This is a genomic window from Asaia sp. W19 (assembly GCF_003994335.1).
In the GTDB taxonomy this organism is placed as follows: domain Bacteria; phylum Pseudomonadota; class Alphaproteobacteria; order Acetobacterales; family Acetobacteraceae; genus Asaia.
Map to the genome: position 1 here is coordinate 105562 of NZ_PNQZ01000013.1, position 17157 is coordinate 122718.

The window sequence follows — 17157 nt, forward strand, 5'->3', positions numbered from 1 at the left end:
CATGAAGCTCGCTTTCCATATGGTCGATGTCTTCGCGACTGGCGCTTTCAACGGCAACCCATTGGCGGTTGTCGTCGGCGCGGACACTGTTTCCGTTACGCAAATGGCGGCCATCGCCAACTGGACCAATCTCAGCGAGACGAGTTTCCTGCTCGCGCCCCGATCGGAGGCGGCCGATTATCGTGTGCGAATCTTCACCCCGCATTCTGAATTGCCGTTCGCCGGGCATCCCACACTTGGCACAGCCCATGTCTGGCAATCGCTCCATGGTGCGACGGGCAGCGAGCGCATTGTCCAGGAATGCGGCTCAGGGCTCATTTCCCTGCGCCAGACAAGCGAAGGACTGGCTTTCGCGGCACCACCCAGACAGCGTTCCGGTCCGGCGAGTCCCGCCGTGCTTTCCCGGGCCCTTAACGCCCTCAGGCTCCATCCAGACGACATTCTCGATGCGCGATGGGCCGATAACGGGCCGGGCTGGCTGGCTCTTCGCCTGCGTAGCGGCGCTCAGGTCCTCGCAGTAGAGCCGGATTGGGGTGCGCTGATTGGCCAGAAACTCGGAGTTGTCGGCGCCTGGGAGCCAGCAGAGCATCCTTATGGCGCGCATGTCGAGATCAGGGCTTTTGTCGGGGACGACCCGGGGTATGAGGATCCTGTCACAGGAAGCCTGAATGCGAGTATCGCCCAGTGGCTGATTGAGGAGGGCCTGGCCCCCGACAGCTATATCGCCGCGCAGGGAACGGTTTTGGGCCGCGCGGGTGCTGTCTCTGTCGAAAAACGGGGGGAAACAATCTGGGTGAGTGGACGTACGACAACCCGGGTGACGGGCACGATCGACCTATGAAATGAGACGCCACGGCCCTGCTCCGGCTCTGCCTGTCCCGAGCGGCGGTGGACACCGGGCGGGTCATCGGGTCATCGGGTCATCGGACATGACGCTGCAGGCAGCGGGGTCAGAGTGTCGATCTGGCCTGAAAGCACGTAGTCGCCAAAATCGATGAGGAGCTTGTCCTCGACCCCGTTGGTCCAGAGACGATCGCTATACGTCGAATCCGGCAGCAGCGCGGCGTCTCCTCCTCCGAAACTCGCGACCGAAATGGGGACGGCTTTGCCCCCCGCAAAGACAGCGCTGTCGAAGCCCGGTGTGGAAGGCGCGAGCTTGCCGAGCGTCACGTAATTCGGCGTTGCTCCGTCGATCGATGCCCCGTCGAAAATCTGGCTCTGAAGATGCAACATCCCCTTACGGGCCGCCTGAAGCAACTGCCCGGTAAACTGAACAGGAAAGACTGTTGCCGCCGGAAGGGTGATCGTTTTCGTCTCGGGCTTCGTGAAGCGGACAACCACCTGCCCGTTACGTTGGCGGCTGGCCTCGCCGGCCGTCTCGCTGGTCGTTTCGTCGTCCTGGCTCTGCACCGTGCGAAAGAGGAAATGACGCCCCGCCTTGTCTTCCAGCGTGGCGGATTGATAAGTCACCGTGCTCGTACTGCCATCGCCGCTCATGATCTGGACTTCCAGCCTCTGGCTGGACGACCAGGAATCGCACGCATCGCGCAGTTGATAGCTCGCCTTCCCTCCGGCTGCCACCAGAGAACCCGCCTTGAGACGGGCAAGGTTGAGCGTGTAGCTAACCCTGTGCGGCAGAAGCACGGCAGCCGATGGGGCATCACGCCCGGAGGGAGCCGCCAGCGCGGGGAGAGCGGCAAGCCCGATCGCCATGGCCGCCGCGAGACATGTTCGTTTCACCCACGCGTCTCCGCTTTCACCTCAGCCTTTCTGGTCGGCACCCTTTTCCGGATCTGCCTTGTCGCTGTCGCCCTTGACCATGGTAGCCTTGGGCTTGGGCGGCAGAATGGCCAGGGACAGCTCCTTAAGACGGGCGGCCTCCACGGGCGCCGGGGCTTCCATCATGAGATCTTCGCCGCTCTGATTGAGCGGGAAAAGGATGACCTCACGGATGTTCGGCTCATCAGCCAGCAGCATCACGATACGGTCCACACCCGGAGCTGACCCGCCATGCGGCGGGGCGCCGTAACGGAACGCATTCAGCATGCCACCAAAACGCGCCTCGACCACATCCTCGCCATAGCCCGCTATGGCGAAGGCGCGGATCATGACCTCAGGCAGATGGTTACGGATCGCACCCGATGACAATTCGATGCCGTTACACACGATATCGTACTGATAGGCCTTGATGGTGAGCGGGTCCTGCGAGTTCAGCGCCTCGAGACCACCCTGCGGCATGGAGAACGGGTTGTGCGAGAAATCGACCTGGCCCGTCTCTTCATTGAGCTCGAACATCGGGAAATCGACGATCCAGCAGAAGCGGAAGGCGTCCTGTTCGATCAGATCCAGTTCCTGTGCGATACGCGTACGCACCTGACCGGAGAACTTGGCGACGGCATCGCCCTCACCTGCGGCGAAGAACACGGCATCGCCAGCCTTCAGGCCGCATGCCTCGCGGATGGCCTCGACACGATCCGCCTCGAGGTTCTTGGCAATCGGCCCCTTGCCGCCATCTTCCTCGAAAATGATGTAGCCAAGTCCACCGGCGCCAGCGTCGCGCGCCCAGCTATTGAGCTTGTCGAAGAAGCCACGCGGGCGCGTCCCGGCGCCAGGTGCCGGAATGGCACGCACTTCGCCGCCATTGGCCGCGATACGGGCGAACAGGCCGAAACCGGAATTGGCAAAGGCTTCGGTGACCGTGCTGATCAGCAGCGGGTTACGCAGATCGGGCTTGTCGGAGCCGTACAGGCGCATCGCATCGTCATAGGGAATACGACGGAACGGCGCGGTATCGACCTTGCGGCCTTTGCCAAACTCGGCAAACAGGCCGCTCAGCACGTCTTCCAGAACCGCAAACACGTCTTCCTGGGTTGCGAAGGCCATTTCGAAATCGAGCTGATAGAACTCGCCGGGGCTGCGATCGGCGCGAGAGGCCTCATCGCGGAAGCAGGGCGCGATCTGGAAGTAGCGGTCGAACCCCGCCACCATGGCCAGTTGCTTGAATTGCTGCGGCGCCTGGGGCAACGCATAGAATTTGCCGGGATGCAGGCGGGCCGGGACGAGGAAGTCGCGTGCGCCTTCCGGTGAGGATGCGGTCAGGATGGGTGTCTGGAATTCGGTGAAGCCATGACCGATCATGCGTGCGCGCATGGAGGCAATGACCGCCGAGCGCAGACGGATATTGGCGGCCATCTTCTCACGGCGCAGATCGAGGTAGCGGTATTTGAGGCGCAGATCCTCGGGATAGTTCTCGGTGCCAGCCACCTGGAAAGGCAACACGGCCGCGTGGGAGCGCACCTCGATCGCGCTGGCGCGCAACTCGATGGCACCGGTCGGCAGATGCGGATTGCGCTGGCCGTCCTCACGCGCCACGACCTCGCCCGTAACCGTAATGACGCTCTCGACACGCAGACGCTCGACCGTCTCCAGAAGAGTCGTGCCAGAGGGAATAACGATCTGGGTCATGCCGGTCTGATCGCGCAGATCGATGAACAGGAGCCCACCATGATCGCGCTTGCTGTGCACCCAGCCGGAAAGACGGACAGTCTGCCCGGCGTCACTTTCGCGCAGGGCGCTACAGCTATGGGTGCGATAGGGGTGCATGGGCGTCTTCCTGATTCGTGACCTCGGGGGTGCGGGGGTAGTCCCCCCGCGAATGAAGCGCAGGAAGCCGCTCCACCCCTTGTCTGTCAAGCATCGTCGAAGGTGACAGCCGCCTTGCCCATCTCTTTTGGTCGCGAGGCTGCTGCCAGACCGACTGTTTTATCCTGCGCAACGTACTGCGCCATGAAATCAAAGCTCTGCGCCGAACCATCGATCTGCACGGCGTCGTGCGGCTGCGGCCAACCCAGATATTCGATCTTGCGATCATATTGCTGGGTCCAGAACCAGGGCGTCGGCAGGTCGCCTCCCGGCAAGCCGAGCATGGTGCGCGCGGCAATACGGGCCTGACATTGCGCCGTGCGCCAATGCTCGATGCGATAGCGCTGGCCCTCATGGCTCATGCTCGCAATATCGCCTGCCGCATAGACATGGGCACCGACACGCATCGCCTCGTCGACATCGATCCCGCCCTGATCATTGATGGCGTAGTCCGGCAGGAAATCGAGCACCGGCTCCGCGCCAATCCCGGCAAGGACCAGCGTTGCGCCGATACGCGTCCCGTCATCGAGTTCGACGCCGCTGACCGCCTCCCCTCCCGTGATGGCTTTGACCTTGCGCGAGGGAATGAAGGCCACCCCCTTTTCCTCATGCAGGCTGCGCATGGCGCTCGCGATATCCTTGCCCAGTTGCTTCTCAAAAGGCAGCGCGCTCTGCGACACAACGGTCACCCCCGCACCGCGCTTGCGCAACGCCGCTGCGGCTTCCATACCGATAAAGCCGGAGCCGATGACGACAACACTGATTTTCTCGTCGACCGATGCGATGATCGCACGTGCATCTTCAGCGCCGCGCAACAGCTTCACACCGGGAAGAGCTGCACCGGGAATATCGAGTGCCCGTGCGCGCGATCCAGAGGCGATCAGGATATGATCGGGCGTGAGCGTCTTTCCAGACCCGAGCGAGAGCGTGCGTCCCTCGATATCAAGCTTCGTCACACGGTCGGTAATGCGCTCGATATTATTGGCCTCGTACCAGGATTCCGGGCGCAAGGCAGGTGGGGCCGCATCTTTCTCACCACTGCCGAGCACCATCTTGCTCAGTGCCGTGCGATCATAGGGAAGCTCGGCCTCAGGGCTGATGAGCAGCACGCGTCCGGCATAGCCTTCCTCGCGCAGGGTGACGGCAGCGGCTATCGCGGCAGCACCGGCCCCGATAATCGCAACCGTCTCGTGCTCGTGCATCGGAGCAGGCGGCTCGCGCCTGATAGCCTGCTTGCCCACAAGGACACGCCCGTCATGGACCTCCACCGGGTAGCGGTTCAGGGGATCGAGAGCGGGTGGCGCGATCAGCCTTCCACTTTCTGCGGAGAAACTTGCCTTGTGCCAGGGGCACACTAGTTGCACATCGCCATGCCGTGATTTGCAGGCGACGCCCTGCTCCATAGGCGCACCCTTATGCGGGCATTTGCCGTCGAAGGCGCGTATTCCGTCTGTGGAGCGGTAGAGCACCAGCGCCTTTTCACCGATGCTGACGGGAGTGATCACCTCGAGGGGGAGGTCATCAAGGGCCAGAACATCCGTCCAGTCCAGCAGGTCTTGACTCATCTTGCATCCAGTTCGATCAGGAATTTCGAAGCGATACCGGATGCAACGTGAGGAATGGGCTCGGGTTGAGGCGGTTCCTGTCTTTCGCCTGGGGACAGGTGTGATCCCAGCTTCGGAAAATACAAAAACCGATCGATCCGTCCCCGTTCCTAGCTCAGTAATTCTGTCAGGAAATGGCGCACTTCCAGATTTGTCCGACCGAAGGAGAGCGGCGTGACGCTGACATGATGATCGGCGATCGCTCTCGTTTCCGTACCGGGGGCATCGCTCTCGTGATCGCGTCGCAGATGGAGCCAGTGATAAGCCATGCGGCGGACATCCTCGCGTGCAACGATATCGATATCGCGCAGCAATCCCCTGCCCTGCTCGGTCACCACGAGACCCTTGGCATCCTGAACGTCACAAGCGGGGAAATTCACATTGAGGCAGCAGGGTTCAGGCAGAACGTGGGAGGCGAGTTGGCGGATGATATCAGGCGCGAGAACACGTGCCGTCTCCCATGGCACCTCTTTCATAGGGCTGAAAGCCTGGCTGAGGGCAAAAGCAGGCAGGCCAAGCAGCATGGCGGTCATCGCGGCGCCGACCGTACCCGAAAACACGGTTTCGACCCCCAGATTGGCGCCGCGATTGATACCGGACAGGACGAGGCTCGGCGGTGCATCGCCCAGGATCTGCCGTGCGGCAATCGCCACGCAATCACCCGGCGTACCATTCACGGAAAAGCGCCGCGGGCCATGTTGATGGACGCGTAGCGGATCATGCAGGCTGAGCGCGTGGGAGATTCCGCTCTGATCACGCGCAGGCGCCACGACCCAGACATCATCGGAGAGAAGAGACGCAACCTCGAAAAGCACCGAGAGGCCGGGCGCATCGATCCCATCGTCATTGGTCAGAAGAATTCGGCGAAACAGGGGAGAACTCATGGCATGCGTCCTTTGACTAAGAGGCGGAACAGGCAGGGCCAGCACTCCCCGGAGTCTGGCACAGCGGACGCACAGGCAAAAGAAAACCCGGCACCAAGGCCGGGTTTTCACTGATCAAGTCGGCGAGATTTACCGTGTCGACGGGGTTTCAGAAGGAATCGTCGCCCCAGCCACCGCCGCTATCGCCGCCCCAGTCACCCCCATTGTCGCCGCCACCATTGCCCCAGTTATCGGCGTCATAAGACTGGCCTGCATCCTGGCCGCTCCCCGCAAAGGGATCGTTTCCAGCACCAGCGCCATAATTGTTGTTGATGATCGTCTCGCCCCCGCCAAAACCCCCGGCAGCATCACCGCCATGATGGCCCGAGAACAGGCTCTCAATGGCATTGGCCGCCAGCATACCCCCGGCAACACCTGTGGCCGTTGTAAGGGCCGATCCGAGAAAACCCGATCCGCGCTGCTGGAACATGCCGGGTGAATAGCCCGGGGGCAGATTGGCCTGCGGCGGGGGAGCATAACCGTAATTCTGCCCATACCCTTGCTGCGGCCCCGGCTGCGGCTGACCGCCCCAGCCCGGCGGCGGGCCAGCCTGCTGCGTACGGTTACCCCCACCACCGAATAATCCGCCAAACAGGCCGCCGCCACCCTGCGGGCGCTGCTGCTGAGCCTGCTGCAACTGGGACTGCGCCTGCTGGAGCTGGAATTCGAGCTGACGGATGCGATTCTGCGCTTCGGCCAGCGCCACCTCCTGCACCACGGCCATCTGGGTCACGCGGTAACGGGCTTCAGGATATTTCTGGAAATTCTCCCCGATCCAGCGATCAGCTTCCTGATCGATGGGCGGCAGATTGGCCGGGGCCTGAGAGCCACCGAACCCGCTATTCGGCGCCCCGCCGACGCGGGCGACGAACTGCGAAATAAGATCACGCTCTTGCTGGTTCATGGGGATGACTCTCCATCCGGTCAAAATGATAACGCCACATAATGTGGTCGGAGCCCGAAAGAGTTGCAAGAGGCGCGCATCACCGCATCAAGCTGTTCGAGTGCGAACTGCCTGCGCTCCTTATGAGAACATGACGGTAGCGGCGACGCCGATGCCCGCGAAGAAGATGTCGGCGCATCAGTCATCGCATGGCGCGACCGGCCATGAGTCCCATCCCCTGTAAAGAAGTGCGTCGGGCATATGGCTACCGACGGCCCAAAGTCTGAAAACTCGTCATAGACGGTGATCCCCCAGGAACGGACACGGTCCTCCTCTTCGGGCCGTTTCCATGGCCAGACGCGTTCATGGAACTGCGGAAGCGTCGCCCGGACCGGAGCCGATCCTGCGTACGGGTGCGCCTAAATAACTGATGAGCCCAGCATCAAAACCCAAGCGACCGCGAACCCCTTTTTCAGGAGATGCGGTCATATCTGGGCCAGGGCCTGTCACGCTGTCAGACGTCTCATTTCTGTCCAGGCTTTGGACTGAAAACTATCTGGGACAAACCACAAGACCGTTACGTTGGCGCGAGATTGGCTTGTTCCCGCCATCGGGGTAGAACGGACCGACTGAACAAGACCGGAGCCTCGATCCTTGACCCCCTTGCCCGAAAACGGCGGACGCCCCCTTTCCTTTCAGGATCTGATCCTGCGCCTGCATCAGTTCTGGTCGGCACAGGGCTGCGCCCTGCTCCAGCCTTATGATACCGAACTGGGTGCGGGTACGCTCTCGCCGCATACGACGCTGCGGGCATTGGGGCGCAAGCCGTGGAAGGCCGCCTATGTGCAGCCCTGTCGTCGGCCCTCAGACGGACGCTATGGTGAAAACCCGAACCGGCTCCAGCATTATTACCAGTATCAGGTGCTGCTCAAGCCAACGCCGGAAGACAGCCAGCGCCTGCTGCTCGACAGCTATCGTGCCATTGGCATCGACCCGGAAAAGCACGATATCCGCTTTGTCGAGGATGACTGGGAAAACCCGACCATCGGCGCCTGGGGGCTGGGCTGGGAAGTCTGGTGCGATGGCATGGAAGTCACGCAGTTCACCTATTTCCAGCAGGTTGGCGGCATTCCGACCGTCGTTCCCTCGACCGAACTGACCTACGGGCTTGAGCGTCTGGCCATGTATGTGCAGGGGGTCGAGAACGTCTATGACCTCGACTTCAATGGTCAAGGCCTGAAATACGGCGACGTCTTCCTGCGCGCCGAGCAGGATTATTCACGCCATAATTTCGAGCTGGCCGATACCGAAATGCTGATGCGCCATTTTCGCGATGCCGAAGCGGAATCCGTGCGTCTGGCTGAGGCGGGCGTAGCCCAGCCCGCCTATGACCAGTGCGTCAAGGCCAGCCATCTGTTCAACCTGCTCGACTCACGCGGTGTCATTTCGGTGTCCGAGCGCGCCTCCTATATCGGGCGCGTGCGCAATCTCGCGAAGCTCTGCTGCGAAACCTGGCTTGCTGGCGACGAGGAGTCGAAATAATGGCCGAATTCCTTCTCGTTCTCGATTGCGAGGAAATTCCTGCCCGCATGCAGGAAAGCGCCGGTCAGGATCTGGCGCGCCTTGTTTCCGAGGCCCTCTCTCCCCTCTCCCCTTCGGACATCACCCCGTTCTGGGGTGCACGCCGCATCGGCGTGGTCATGCAGATTGCCGAGCACATTGCCGAAACCACCCAATCAGAGCGCGGTCCGCGTGAGACGGCGCCCGAGCAGGCTTTGGCGGGTTTTCTGCGCAAGCACGGTGCCGATCGCGACGCGCTGGTGCTCGAAAACGGTTTCTGGGTGCTCAATCGCACGCTGCCCGCCATCAGTGCCGCCCAGCAGATTGCCGCAACACTCCCTGCCCTGCTCTGGCGCTTTCCCTGGCCCAAATCCATGCGCTGGGGCCGTGGCAGCCTGTTCACCTGGGTGCGCCCCTTGCGTCGCATTGTATGTCTGCTCGACGGGACTCTCGTGCCTTTCACCCTGGCGACCGAGAGTGATGACGCCCATGGTCTGACCTCCGACGCGCAGAGCGAAGGCCATCGTTTCATGGCGCCGGGCGCGTTTACCGTCTCCTCCTACGCCCAGCTCACCTCCGAACTTCTCGCCCGCAGTGTCGTGCTCGATCCGGAAAAGCGCCTGTCAATCATCCGCGATGGTCTCAAGGCACAGGCCGACAAGGCCGGTCTCACGCTTGTCGAGGATGAGAAGCTGGTCGAGGAAGTGTCGGGCCTGGCCGAATGGCCAGTCGCTCTCCTCGGCCGGATCGATGAAGCCTATATGGACCTGCCGCCTGAGGTGATGCAGGTCTCCATGCGCATCAACCAGCGCTACTTTGCCCTGCGCAGCGCAGACGGAACGGCAGCCCCGCATTTTGCCTTCATCGCCAATATGGATTTTGCCGATGGTGGCGCGCTGACCGTGGCTGGCAATGAGCGCGTGCTGCGCGCCCGTTTTGCCGACGCGCGGCATTTCTGGGATCTGGATCGCAAGACCAAACTGGCGGAACGCGTTGCTGCGCTGGATGGTGTGACCTTCCATGCCCGTCTGGGCAGCCAAGGCGCACGCGTTCGACGCATCGTCGCGCTCGCTGGGACTGTGGCAAAGGCCATGGGTCTTGATGCGCAAGCCCAGGCTCAGGCCCAGCGCGCGGCATTGCTGGCCAAGGCCGATCTGACGACCGGCATGGTCGGGGAGTTCCCGGAGCTCCAGGGCGTGATGGGCGGCTATTATGCCCGTCATGACCATGAGGCAGAGGCTGTGGCCAATGCGGTGGCCGAGCACTACATGCCTCGCGGGCTGAGCGATGCCACGCCCCACGCACCGGTCTCGGTGGCCGTCGCGCTCGCCGATCGTCTGGATCTGCTGACCGCCTTTTTCGCCATGGGTGAAACGCCGAGCGGCTCGGGCGACCCCTATGCGCTGCGTCGTGCAGCGCTCGGAATTATCCGCATCATCCGCGATAACGGGCTGCGCCTCGATCTGATCCCGCTCATCGCCGAGGCCGCGCGGAACCTCCCCGAGACTCTGCGTGAAGGGGGGGAGCTTCCGGCCCTGCCCGGCTTCCTGGCAGAGCGCCTGCGCGTTCAGTTGCGCGGCGAAGGCGAGCGTCATGACGTACTGGCAGCCACACTCGCAGGCGGGCTTGATGGCGATCTGGTGCGGCTGCTGGCACGCACCAGCGCTCTGGCCGAAATGATCGGGACCGATGACGGGCGTAACCTGCTGGCCGCGAGCAAGCGCGCTGCCAATATCCTGCGCATCGAGAACCGCAAGGACGGCCCGCACGAGGGCACGCCCGATGCATCCCTATTCGAACAGGATGAGGAACGCGCTCTGGGCGAGGCGCTCTTCGCCGCGCATGACGCGATCCACGCGGCACTGGGCGAGGAACGCTTTGCCGAAGCCATGGTCGCAGCTGCGGCGCTGCGTCCTGCGCTGGACAAGTTCTTCGAGGTCGTGACGGTTAATGACCCCGAGCCGGCACGGCGCCTGAATCGCCTCCGCCTGCTGGCCCATATTGGTGCAACGCTCGCCGAGATTGCGGATTTCAGCCAGATCGAGGGCTAAAACAATCAGGATCTCTGGCAATCGCATTGCCGGAGGCCCCTGTAACCCTGCCGCATGCTGCGGCAGGGTTACCTCAATTCAGGCGCAGAACCTGGGTGCCTCGATAATAGGGTCGACGCGGTAAGGAACCGTGCCTGTTACCTCGATATCGAGCAGCGCGGGCACCGTCGCTGTCACGGAAGGCAGGTTCAGAAGCGCATAGCCTTCCGTCCAGCGCCCCAGTTCACAAAGCTCCGCAACCCAGCCCTCACGCTCGACCCCATCCAGATGGGTCCTGATCGGCAGCGCACGATCGGCAATCTGCAGGCTCACTTCACCGATACACACACCAAAGCGACGACGATCATCGACCCAGGGACCGATGAAGTCACAAGGCCGCGCCTGATGGGAAGCCAGACGTACAAACCGGACACCAGGCGGCAGGCTAAAGCGGCGACGTGCACCTTCGATCGCGATCGGATCGATGCGGGTTCCATTCTCGAGGATCAGGCAGAAATCGGGATCCTCCGTCATGGCACCCGATCCCTGCAGCTTGCTCTCGAAGCCGAGCGACAACGCTCGCGCGACGAGTTTCTCATGGACAGGCTGTACGAAATCGCAGGCCACATTCAGTGGAAGAGCCGCGTCAGAATGCCAGTCCCCCGGGATCTCCATGATACGTCCGGGGATCGAGGCCTGATGGGTGAACTGGCGTCGATGGCCGGTATTCAGATAGCTTTCCGTTGGGGTGTTATTGGCCAGGATGATGGCATGCCGCTCCATCTCGATATGGTAGTAGTGATAGATCGGCCGGGTGGTGTCGTAATAGATGCTCGTGCCGTTCACCAGCATACGCAGCGGAATGAATGCTCCCTCGAAAGGCATGCAATGTTCGCTCGTCATGTACAGATCGCGCGAGGGCACGCCGTCGGCCAGCGCATTCTTGCGGATACATACCGGATATCCGGCCTGATCGAGCGGCAGGTAGGGCTGATGCTGGTTCTGGCGCGAACCGATCCAGGAGATTTTCTGCGTGAACCGATGCTCCCCATCGAGACAAATGACCTCATCCCCGATCTGCAGATTTTCGACCGCAACCTCTCCCTGGGCAGTCTGGATAAGCGTCCCGGCGAGAAAGCAGGGATCGAGCGCCACATGATCCAGCATGAGCACCCCGCCCTGCCCGACGACGGGCGATGTCAGGGTTGCACCCGGCCCCGCCGAGAGGATCGCTCCGCTGCCCACCGAGGGAGACTGGACGTAGCCACCAGACGCCACAGTCACACGATCGACGTTGTATCCGCTATTGAACCAGGTGTCGTTCATGGAACTGCCCCCGGCTGCAATGGTCATGGGTACGGAGTTGAACTGGTTGCCGAGTGTGGTCCCCCCATCAAGCACGGAGACCGTGCCGTTGCGGATATAGGAGGCCATCAGCGTACCACCATTGGAAACATAGACGCTCACCAGATAGCCGGAGAGGTTCAAGGCGGTCGCACCACTCATGACATAGAGGGTCGCGCCGTTACCCAGAGCGACGGAGTCCGAAACGACTTTTGTGCCGCTCTGATAGACTGTTTGACCCCACTCGTCCGCGACGGCCGACCATGTTCCGGTAAGGGTTACCGCGCCGTTTGGTTCTGGTGCGGGCGGCACCCAGACATCGCCATTCATGGGAGAGGACGTAACGAAGACCCCCGCAGAGTCGACACTCACGTTGCCAAGATTGACGCCCGACTGAACGACCATCGATCCGCCATTGCCAATAGTGACGCCCTCCAGCGTTGCGCCAGCATAGACGGAGGTCACATCCACATTATAGCCGCTGTTATACCAGTCATCAGCCACTGACGAGGCGCCGGAGGAGATCGTGACAGGCGTGGAATTGAAGCCATTATTGATGGACGATGCGCCCGAGGCCAGCGTCACACTGCCATTGGCGATACGGGAAGCCGTCAGAGTGCCCCCGCTCTGGACGGTCACGGTTATCGCAGTCCCGTAGATCGAGGACGCCGTTGCACCGGGACCGACAGTTAGAAAGGCGCTTTGTGCCATGGCGACGGGCCAGCTGAAACTGGTGGTTCCACTGGTATAGACTGTCGCCCCCTGATCATAGACGGCCGTCCATCTGCCTGCGAGGAGCGGCGTGTTGTCGTAGCTGCTTCCGTCAATCATCATACCCGTGAAATATTGGGAGCCGGAGACCAGAGTCCCCCCCGACGTCGCACGATACTGGTCGACCGTGCCGCTCGCAAAAGACGCCGAACCGCCCTTGTAGACGGTGATATCGCTACCCTGCGCACCGGAGCTGACGGTGACGGAGCCACCCTGATCGACCACGGCCCCCCAGACCGAGGCACCGGACTGGAAAACCGCCGCGTCGACATTGTAGCCGCTATTGTACCAGCGATCTGCCAATGATGAGGCGCCGCTGCCATAGGTGGTCGTCGTGGAATTGAGATAATTGCCCGTGGTCGAGCCACCGCTGGCAACGGTGAGGGTGCCGTTCTCGATGGTCGATTGATAGAGAGCCCCCCCGTTCAGGACCTGGACTGTGGTGGCAACGGCCTTGATCCCCGCAACCTGAGCGCCGCTGCTGATATACAGTGTCGCCCCTGACGCGAAGGTTACAGGCCACTGCACCGAAACCGAGCCGCTCCTGAAAACGGTTGTCCCATCGGAGTCTATTGCTGACCAGACACCGCTCAGGACGCGGGTGTTATCATAGCTGTTGTCGCCTACCAGAATTCCGGAATAGGTCATGGTTCCGGAAACGACCTTGCCGCCCGGGGCCGCCGTATAATTCTCGACACTGCCTGCGCTGAAAGTGGCCGTACCGGTACCCGAGACATAAATGTCATTCCCGGTCGCGCCTGTCTGGACCGACAGACTTCCACCATTCAGAACCTGGGCACCACTGATGCTTGCTCCAGACTGAAACGTCGCGACATTGATATCGTAGCCGCTATTATACCAGACGTCGTTGAATGAGCTGCCCCCGCTCGCAACAGTCGTTGCGGTAGAGTTGAGAGCATTATTGGTCGAAGCCCCCCCTGCAGCGATCCTGACCGAACCGTTGATGATCACGGACGAGTCCAGATTACCCCCCGCCTCGATCACAACACTGACGAGATAGCCCGAGAGCTGAGACGCCACGGCCCCGTTCTTGATGTAAAGGACAGCGCTCGTACCAAGCACGGCCGGACCGGACACGATCACGGTGCCACTTTGATAGACTGTACCTCCATCAAGGTTCACCGCCGACCATGTCCCGCTCAGAACGCTCGCATTGACAAGTTCAGTGCCGTTGACGGTAGAGCCGGAATAAAATGCTGTGCCCGACTGAACGTAGCCACCCGACATTGCCGTGAAACCATCGGTCGTTCCGGAGGCAAGGATCGCTGACCCACCCGCCGAAACAACAACTCCTGCGGCACTGCCACCACTGGAAACGCGCAGATACCCTCCCTTGAGGATCTGGCTCTGCATGATCGATGCTCCGGCGGCAACGGTCACCCAATTGGCGTCATACCCGCTATTGAACCAGGTATCATTATAGGATTGAGCGCCGGAGCCGAGGGTCGTCTCGGTCGAATTCAGATTGTTGGTCTGGATGATCCCACCCGAGGCCACTGTGAGCGTCGAGTCATCGAGTTGGGAGTTTGCCAGCACACCCCCAGCAGCGACGGAAACACTCCCCTTCACAGCTGTCAGGCCATCGACAAAAGCCCCACTCGTGATCTTGAGCGACGCGCCGCTCCCGAGTGAAACCTGATCACGCACCCGAGCCGTGCCGCTCACGTAAACGGTTGCGTAACCATCAGATACAGCGGACCACGTTCCGCGCAATACGTAAGCCAAAGGGCTTTCTCCCGACTTTATTGATTCGGGGAACTCCTTGCATAATCTGAACGAGCACTCATTAACCGGACCGTTATCTGCGTCGGTAATTGATATTATTCAACAAACTATGTCGAAAATTCAGGCATATCACCCTCATATCATCGATATGAATACTTGGATCGCTCTATTGAGCACGAAACTTCTCATCCCTCGCCTGACCCTCGTCACGGGGAAGCCTCTGAACGCACAGCAATCGAACAGTCAAAGCACAAGGCGCTTACTTATCGGGGAATAAGATCGCGAGGAGAGGGGCGGCGAAATCCGCAGTTTAAGCCGTTTGGACAGACCTGGTGCCGATACAGGCTCACGGCGCAGAAAGACGATCAACCAGCATCCAAGCGAAGCCCGGTTGGTGGATCGGACGATTCCATGACGGTTCGCGGCAAGTCGATGCGCGCAAGCCATGACAGTCGCGAAGGCACGGATTGAGTCTATTTATGACAATAATGTTCGTTAACTGACATGATTATGAAGAAAATATGAAATTGATAATAAAAATAGAGAACAGGCGAAGCGCTGATAATTTTTCATCAATATTATAGTCACGTTCAACATGTGACTCCGCTTTCCTCCCACCTGGCGGCCCTGAATGAGATCTGTCTCGATGCGATGGTTCTCTCTATCGAGGACCTGCGGGCAGTTGCCCCTAAAAGGCGCAGGCGCCACGCGCAGCTCAAACCAGACACCTGCCCGCCATACACTTCAGACCTTGCGAACCCCAAGAGCGCTGATCAGCCCCCCCTTCGCTCCAGTTATCCCGAGACCGGACGGCTTGCTCGGGTCACCATTCCTGCCGCTGACCATCCAGATTATGATCGCATGGTTTGCGCATACGGATTGTCAGGAAAAGCCCCAATGATCGCCCGCTATACCGACCACGCCGCCAATGAGCGGACCTTTCTTGCCTGGGTGCGCACGGCGCTCGCTATGGTCGCGATCGGATGCATGCTGGCAAAATTCAATATCTTCCTAAGGCTGATCAGCAATGAACATCATGCCGCCATGCCACGCCTGCTGGGCTCCTCAGCGTGGATTGGCGTTGCGACGATCTGCGCAGGGCTTGCCCTCCTTCCCGCGAGCTGGTGGCGATTTCGCCGGGTCAAGGCAGCGCTATCCTCCGAGGAACCACGAGAGATTACACTGAACGGGCTAGAGGGGATCTTCTGCCTTTTCCTGTGCTTCCTCGTCGCGGGTATTCTGCTCTCGCTGCTCGGCGTGCTGCCGTCATGACTCTCGAACAGCTTCGCATATTTATTGCCGTTGCCGAGCGTGAACATGTGACACGGGCAGCCGAGGCCTTATGCCTGACACAGTCCGCCGTCAGTCACGCGATCATGACGCTCGAGCAGGAGTTCGGGCTAAGCTTTTTCGATCGGATCGGACGCGGCATCGCTCTTACACCCACGGGACGGGTTTTCTTGTCCGAAGCCCGCGCCGTACTCAGTCGTGCTGAGGCCGCGAGGTCCCGTATGACCGAACTCACGATGCTCAAAGGAGGGACGCTGCACCTCTGGGCCAGCCAGACCATCGCAAGTTACTGGCTTCCGGCTCGGCTCAACCAGTTTCACACGCGCAACCCTGATATCACCCTTTCTCTCACTATCAGCAACACTGAGGAAATCTGTCAGAACCTCGCCTCCGGGACGCTCTCGCTTGGCCTGATCGAGGGCGCCGGCACGGAAGCGGGGCTGAGCCTGACCGAGATTGCCCGCGATCAGCTGGTTCTGGTGGTAGCGCCCGATCATCCCTGGTCCAGAGAGCCGCCCCTGCCACGGGATCTGACCCAGGCAGGCTGGATCCTGCGCGAGAGGGGATCGGGAACGCGGGCCAGTTTCGAAAATGCCTTGAGTGACTGGGGTGTAGATCCTGCGCAGTTGACCATCGTGATGGAGTTGACCTCTAATGAGGCCATTGCGAATGCCATTAGCACGGGGCAGGCAGCGACGGTTCTCTCTGCCAGTGTCGTGGCAGGGCTCATTGAAAACGGATTATTGCATCACGTCGAGATGGCATTTCCCGACCGTCGCTTTGCGCTTGTCCGCAATGATCGCTCGCTCTCCCCGGCGGAACAAGCCTTCACCCAATTTCTGCGCTCCTCTCTCTGAACGCGACAGACGAGTCTTTTGCGACCGACCCTATCGATCGGCCTCTATCGATCGGCCCGTATCGATAAGCGTCGCAGGCGTGCGTTTTTCCCGTCCGTGGGGCAGCTTCCGCCTGTCGTACAGCCAGATCAGGCGCGCCTTACGGCCCTTCACAACATAGACGAGAGCATTCTGCCCAAAACGCCTGCCCAAGACACGTGCTCGGTCCATAGGCAAGGCTACGGCAAGGAAGGACTCTCCCCAGCCACGCCAGTGACCATATCCCACCTGCGGATCAAAGACCGACAGATGAGCGCGCAGATGGGCCATGGCTCTGCGATTGATCCCCTCGGGCTGGCGTCGCCCGCTTGGGTTGCAGGCACTGATGAGCACGAGCGCCCGTGACCGAAAGGGCCATGGGTCAAGCCGCTCGCCAATTCGGATCGTGTGCTGCGCCAGATCGTAGCATGTCTGGCTGTAGGCGCGGCGCGTGGACGGGGTTGGGGGTCTCGGCCGTTGCATGGTTCC

The 17157-nt window shown here is 60.9% G+C and carries 12 protein-coding genes; 5 read left to right on the plus strand and 7 right to left on the minus strand.

All coding sequences use genetic code 11. The features are described from left to right. Position 1: 1 nt before the first annotated feature. Positions 2–841 (plus strand): PhzF family phenazine biosynthesis protein, encoded by an 840-nt coding sequence (locus C0V97_RS02135; RefSeq protein WP_127100258.1) that lies wholly within the window; start codon positions 2–4, stop codon positions 839–841. A 71-nt stretch (positions 842–912) separates the two neighbouring features. Here the strand turns inward: C0V97_RS02135 and C0V97_RS02140 are convergent, their stop codons facing one another. The 5 genes from C0V97_RS02140 to C0V97_RS02160 form a co-directional block, all read right to left on the minus strand. Beyond that, positions 913–1740, minus strand: coding sequence for an EipB family protein (locus C0V97_RS02140; protein WP_127100260.1), 828 nt, complete (start codon positions 1738–1740; stop codon positions 913–915). 21 nt (positions 1741–1761) lie between these two features. After that, on the minus strand, positions 1762–3603 hold the full coding sequence (gene aspS / locus C0V97_RS02145; RefSeq protein ID WP_127100263.1) for an aspartate--tRNA ligase: 1842 nt from the start codon (positions 3601–3603) through the stop codon (positions 1762–1764). A gap of 86 nt (positions 3604–3689) precedes the next feature. Beyond that, complete coding sequence (locus C0V97_RS02150; protein WP_127100265.1) at positions 3690–5207, minus strand: FAD-dependent oxidoreductase; 1518 nt, start codon at positions 5205–5207, stop codon at positions 3690–3692. Between the two features lie 149 nt (positions 5208–5356). Continuing rightward, positions 5357–6130, minus strand: coding sequence for a 5'/3'-nucleotidase SurE (gene surE, locus C0V97_RS02155; RefSeq protein ID WP_127100267.1), 774 nt, complete (start codon positions 6128–6130; stop codon positions 5357–5359). Positions 6131–6278: 148 nt separating this feature from the next. Next, complete coding sequence (locus C0V97_RS02160; RefSeq protein ID WP_127100269.1) at positions 6279–7073, minus strand: DUF2076 domain-containing protein; 795 nt, start codon at positions 7071–7073, stop codon at positions 6279–6281. Positions 7074–7706: 633 nt separating this feature from the next. On the opposite strand from C0V97_RS02160, the gene C0V97_RS02165 reads away from it, so the two are divergent. Together C0V97_RS02165 and glyS are read left to right on the plus strand one after the other, a co-directional pair. Continuing rightward, positions 7707–8594 carry a glycine--tRNA ligase subunit alpha gene (locus C0V97_RS02165; RefSeq protein ID WP_031240773.1) on the plus strand — a complete coding sequence of 296 codons (888 nt, stop codon included), beginning with the start codon at positions 7707–7709 and terminating at the stop codon, positions 8592–8594. Beyond that, entirely contained in the window at positions 8594–10663 is a 2070-nt protein-coding gene (gene glyS, locus C0V97_RS02170; RefSeq protein ID WP_127100271.1) for a glycine--tRNA ligase subunit beta, read from the plus strand. Before C0V97_RS02165 ends, glyS begins: the two co-directional genes overlap by 1 nt. A 78-nt stretch (positions 10664–10741) precedes the next feature. On the opposite strand, the gene C0V97_RS02175 is transcribed toward glyS, so the two are convergent. Continuing rightward, positions 10742–14443 carry a Hint domain-containing protein gene (locus tag C0V97_RS02175; protein WP_127100273.1) on the minus strand — a complete coding sequence of 1234 codons (3702 nt, stop codon included), beginning with the start codon at positions 14441–14443 and terminating at the stop codon, positions 10742–10744. Between the two features lie 957 nt (positions 14444–15400). On the opposite strand from C0V97_RS02175, the gene C0V97_RS02180 reads away from it, so the two are divergent. Further along, positions 15401–15775, plus strand: coding sequence for a YidH family protein (locus tag C0V97_RS02180; protein WP_127100275.1), 375 nt, complete (start codon positions 15401–15403; stop codon positions 15773–15775). Next, the gene (locus C0V97_RS02185) at positions 15772–16650 is read left to right on the plus strand and encodes a LysR family transcriptional regulator (RefSeq protein ID WP_127100277.1); all 879 of its coding nucleotides are present in this window, start codon (positions 15772–15774) and stop codon (positions 16648–16650) included. The genes C0V97_RS02180 and C0V97_RS02185 overlap by 4 nt, the downstream gene beginning before the upstream one ends. 30 nt (positions 16651–16680) lie before the next feature. Here the strand turns inward: C0V97_RS02185 and C0V97_RS02190 are convergent, their stop codons facing one another. Next, positions 16681–17151 (minus strand): DUF3293 domain-containing protein, encoded by a 471-nt coding sequence (locus C0V97_RS02190; protein WP_127100279.1) that lies wholly within the window; start codon positions 17149–17151, stop codon positions 16681–16683. Positions 17152–17157: the final 6 nt, after the last annotated feature.